5 protein-coding genes and 2 pseudogenes are annotated in these 4659 nt (G+C 44.4%); 1 reads left to right on the forward strand and 6 read right to left on the reverse strand.

Annotated elements, in window-relative coordinates; translation table 11 throughout:
• Positions 1-25: 25 nt before the first annotated feature.
• The 4 genes from BLO31_RS10145 to BLO31_RS10160 all read right to left on the reverse strand — a co-directional run bounded on the left by BLO31_RS10145 (position 26) and on the right by BLO31_RS10160 (position 1918).
• Positions 26-253 (reverse strand): hypothetical protein, encoded by a 228-nt coding sequence (locus BLO31_RS10145; RefSeq protein WP_070965538.1) that lies wholly within the window; start codon positions 251-253, stop codon positions 26-28.
• A 287-nt stretch (positions 254-540) separates the two neighbouring features.
• On the reverse strand, positions 541-1254 hold the full coding sequence (locus tag BLO31_RS10150) for a DNA cytosine methyltransferase (protein ID WP_070965541.1): 714 nt from the start codon (positions 1252-1254) through the stop codon (positions 541-543).
• Between the two features lie 98 nt (positions 1255-1352).
• Positions 1353-1550, reverse strand: a complete 198-nt coding sequence (locus BLO31_RS24865; protein WP_070965544.1) for a DNA cytosine methyltransferase — start codon at positions 1548-1550, stop codon at positions 1353-1355.
• 104 nt (positions 1551-1654) lie between these two features.
• Positions 1655-1918, reverse strand: coding sequence for a hypothetical protein (locus BLO31_RS10160; RefSeq protein ID WP_070965547.1), 264 nt, complete (start codon positions 1916-1918; stop codon positions 1655-1657).
• A gap of 329 nt (positions 1919-2247) precedes the next feature.
• Between BLO31_RS10160 and BLO31_RS23820 the strand changes: the two genes are divergently transcribed.
• Positions 2248-2388 (forward strand): hypothetical protein, encoded by a 141-nt coding sequence (locus tag BLO31_RS23820; protein WP_175443204.1) that lies wholly within the window; start codon positions 2248-2250, stop codon positions 2386-2388.
• 558 nt (positions 2389-2946) lie between these two features.
• Here BLO31_RS23820 and BLO31_RS23115 read toward each other — a convergent pair.
• Positions 2947-3394 (reverse strand): annotated as a pseudogene (locus BLO31_RS23115) (transposase); the annotation flags it as partial.
• Between the two features lie 179 nt (positions 3395-3573).
• Positions 3574-4461, reverse strand: a pseudogene (locus tag BLO31_RS10170) (IS5 family transposase).
• Between the last annotated feature and the right edge of the window lie 198 nt (positions 4462-4659).

Raw genomic sequence — 4659 nt, forward strand, 5'->3', positions numbered from 1 at the left:
TTATCGAGATACTGATTACTTCTTCTTAAAGATAAAAGCGGCTTTCCCCGGAAAGCCGCGATGAACCTTTTTTTTCTGTATCAAATGCTTCAAACTTTCCGTCTTCAACGTACTTTACGTACTTTTCATCAATGGTCGGTACACTTACTCGCTCATTGAGTGCGCTCGGATAATGATCTGCAATACCTAGTATGCTTTTGGTCACATCGTTTGATAAGACAACGAGGTTACTGGTTCCTAAATGAATGCCCATCTTTTTTACCCTCTGAAATGCTTGATGACTACTATTGTAACCTACGGTTTAGATTTCCAAAGTTGATGGTTTTACTCAGCCAATTGAGTGTAATTATCGGGAGAACCCATGTAGCGCTCACAGAACAAAGGTGGTAAACCGCCCTTATAGCCCCGAGGCGCATTAAATCTCCGATCAGCCACCGAGCTTTCCAGGCCGATTGAGTCTAGATTTCGTGGTGAAGTTGTTATTTCCATTTCTGGAGATCAGTGTCGAAAACATATTTTGATAAGTGGTTTTCTTCGGATTTAGCTTGCGTTCAACTGGTCCGGTGTACATGTGACCATCCACCATAAACCGCGAGACGGGATATCGACACAACAAGCCATGTTCTCTTCGAACAAGCCTGTTTGGATTTGTTGCCAAGTCTGCTTTATCAGTGATGCGTGATAGTGCTCAGTCCTACGGCCTGCAGCTTGTTTTTCTGGATAGCTTTGTGCCATTTCTGCAGTGGTAATGGCGTCAAAAATTGCTTTAGCAATATCGGGAATAAGGGCCTTGCCAAGCGAGTTGATACGTTTAGTTCGCAATTTAATTGAGCGTGTGTTTTCGACAGTCGCCAGTTCTAATAAGTCTGCTCCGGCTTTGTCCATTAATGGAAAACGATGATCAGGTTTCTTATTGGCTCTTTGGCGTACTGTATCAAATACGCGCTTGTTTTGCTTGGCGATGGCACAGACAAGATAGGTTCTGTGTCGATAGTGCGGGTAGCCCATATGTGCTGCAGCTATAGTCTCCCATTCAACGATGTACCCCAATCTATGTAATTCACACAAGATGTCAGCAAGGCCGCGTTTAGACAGTCTGTCGCTATTCTCCATGACGACATAACTCGGCTCGAAGTCTTCAATAATTCGAAGCTGTTCAACCACTAGGCCGCTGCGCTCACCTCCGACACCAATATGGTTTCCGTGGAGATTGGCACTTGAGACATCCTGACAAGGCCCCCCCGTAAATGACATCAGGCTACGGTAAAACGCCTTCCATGAAGGCTTCCATTGTCAGTGTAGTAAAGCAAGTTTCTTCGACTGCGACATTATTTTCTTCAGCGTAATGAAAATCAGGATGAAGGCGAAGCGGGTACAGCTACGTTCTGAATATCTCCGGCGTTATCGAGCAGTAAGTTGCGTTCAATGAACTTTACGTTGTAGCTGTCTATTTCAGAGGTGCAGATAGTATTGATATGACCGTTGCGCTGAGCGGCTAAGTGGAATCCTCCAATTTTGGTAAAAAGGTCAAGGCAGTGAAGTTGCGGCATTGTGGCACTCTTATTTGTTGGAGTGACCATCATGATATTAAAGGTTTCCGATTTCCCAAGTTCTGTGTTCTGTGACGAGAATGTTCACGTTTTTTTGCATTTCCCTACTGGTCTGAGTTTAGTAGTCTATCTACAAACTCACTTGTTGCTGTAAGCGGTAACGGTTTGCGCATACTGAAAACATCATTGATATTAAAAATCGCCTTGGTCTTGTTACTAACAGAATTGGCTAATACCTGCTTAGTTGAAACAACCAATAAGTCTAGATCAACCTGACAAGCCTCTTCGAACTGCTCTACCGTTCTGTTATCTTCTGGATGACTCTTGAAAACTTCTGGCGGTGGAATGATAACAACCATAGATTTCATTTCCTCCTGCGATTGGTTAGATGGTTCACGGACTTTGAAACTAGTGAAACGGCATCACCAACCCTAGATACATTCCATGTTTCAATTAAGTTAACTTGGTCGTTTCGAACTCTCACTTTGATGCTTTCAGTTTGATGATCCATTTTCATGCAATTGTCGCCCAAAAGCGATTAGCATCAATGCGACTTGAGGAGTTAGGAGTTAGCTCTCTCACTGACAGTGAAATAAAAGTAGTTTACTGAGCTCAAAGTCAAAAAGTTCGTCAAGGGCAAACCAAACAAAAAATGATATCTGGCACCCATTTAGGCCGCACAGTTAAGAGTAAGGCAATGCTTTCGTCAGACCACCCAGACGTAGTCAACACATATAATGATGGGTTGTCACTGCGTGAAGCTCGCAAAGGCACTGGTCGAGCAATCAATACCATTCGTAAAATTTATGATGTACTCAAACCGGAAAAAGACAACTAGTACTATTGTATCTTTTGGGACATCTAGCGAGCTGAATTAATAAACTTCTCATAAGCACTGTGGCTATTGAATATGAGCATCATGTCATTTAGCAGCACAGCTCGTTCATACTTTCCAAGGCTATCGTAGCATAGCCATAACGCTCAGTCTTCCGAATTTTTGCTGTACCGGCTTTTAGTTGGGCCTTTATTTTCTCGACTCGTTTAATGAGCGTACTTGGGGCTTTTTTAGGATGTTGGATTTTCATTGCGATGTTTATTGCGATAAGTATCATGGCATGCGTAGTGGGATTGTTAATTTACTTGTGGCTTCTGTCATCTCTATTGAATCTAAACTTTCCACTTAAAAAATCTTTTATAGAATATGTGTAGCTGTAGGGTCTCAGACCGCACTCTTTTGCGCATTGTCCGTTGCCATTCTTTAGCTCATAGCCGGATTACTAGACCCTCACAGATGTATTAGTGTGGGGTTTTAATGGGGGTGTCCTGATGGAGATTTATGCTTTGCTTTTTTCAAAGTCCTCTAGGACCCTGTATTTAATTCTGTGTAACTGTCGGGTTACATGTATTCAGTGAGTCGATCTTCGAACATAATCATTAAAGCGGTTTAGCGCTTGTCGCCAGTTTCAAATCAGCATCGTCCACCTTTCTAGCGGATTCATCCGTTGGGAAGAGCTTACGCTTCTTGATCGTTTTTCTAATTACGCTGTTGAGAGATTCAATGGCGTTAGTCGTGTAAATGGCTCGGCGAATATCCTCTGGGTAGTTAAACAGGGTGTTCAGGTTGCCTCAACGCGCCGTCCAAGCGCGACTGATTTCGAGGACACTTAAAACCCCCTCGCTCAGAGAACTGCCCTAGAGCCAGCAGAGCCTCGTCTTCTGTGGCTGATTGGTAGATTGTCTTCAGGTCAGTCGTCACTGCTTTGTAGTCTGTACTTGACCGAGTTTCGCACTATGTGGACGACACAGAGCTGTACGTGCGTTTCCGGGAACGCCGTGTCGATGGCGCAGGAATGACTTTTAGTTTGTTGCTTAGTCAATGAGCTTAGCTCGTTTTTCTAGTACATCATTCGTTCATCAACAGTAATTCCTTTAACCGCTGTTGTCATTGTTGCCGAATCCAGCGAAAGAGCGGACCCTAGTTAAATTGTTCGTATCTTAACCATAATGCCGAGTTTTTGGCTAGCTACCCAGATAGCTGGTTGAGTGCTTTAACCATGGCGCAGGTCTCACCCACTTGTGCGTTGTCATTTCGGTGCGTGAGTGAAGCACCTAGTCGTTGTTTGACGCGATACATCGCGGTCTCCGGCAATGGCCGCTTAGGGTAACCATACTTCTGTTTCCGCTTTTTGTTCGAGCCATAGCGCTTTTGGCAGCCAACTGCCAGATGACGAGGACGCTTTTTTTCTAGTAAGCGGCACCTTCGCGCGGAGGGATGAAAGGTGTCGCGCTCTTAACCCTAATTGCTCTGTGACACTCTCTCGTCTCGTTTGCACCATCTCCCGAGGTTTCCTTGATGGTTCGGCGTGTTTGTTTAAGTAGATTGGGGAGTACTTCCGCATCGGTCACACGCGAGGGCGTCAGCCAGCGGCGACAATTTCACGTGTATTGGTATCACTCGCAAGATGGTGTTTACGCCCGACTCGACGTTCGCCATCTGCACAATGCCGTTTCACTTTCCATTGTCCCTCACCGTATACCTTTGAGCCCAGCTGCATCATAGCTAGGCGTTGGATAGCGCCTCGTGTTGAGGTTTTGAAATTAACGACCACATCCTTGGTTCGTCGGCTTATACAGGTATAGTGAGGACAAACCAATGGAACATTCGCCAATTTCAATGCTGCATCTATAAAGCCTTGTTGTGCCCTTAAGGGCAGGGAAAGATGCGCGTCACCATGAGAGCGGTCGTGATGGCTAAGTCACTAAACAAACGGGATCTTCCTCGGGTACCTTGCTTAACCTGTTTCCAGTGCTGGATTGTCTCTTCGTCAATCCAAAATGTCAGAGAACCACGATTGATCAAAGCTTGGTTATATTGTTTCCCGATAGTTGTTTTGTAGCGAGGCTTGGGCATTGGTCTAAGTATTTGAATGAACTTAGCTGATCAGATCGTAGGTTAATGATTTAGTTCCCCGATTTAGGAAACAAAGCCGTGTTGTAGTGACCTTTCCCCCTAAATTAACGCCATGACTTTGATGAGATTTCTAATACACTAAAATCAATGGAGATCTCAAAATGAAAAAACGTTATACAGAAGAACAGATTATTAACG

The sequence above is a fragment of the Vibrio sonorensis genome, from assembly GCF_001854765.1.
Classification (GTDB): domain Bacteria; phylum Pseudomonadota; class Gammaproteobacteria; order Enterobacterales; family Vibrionaceae; genus Vibrio; species Vibrio sonorensis.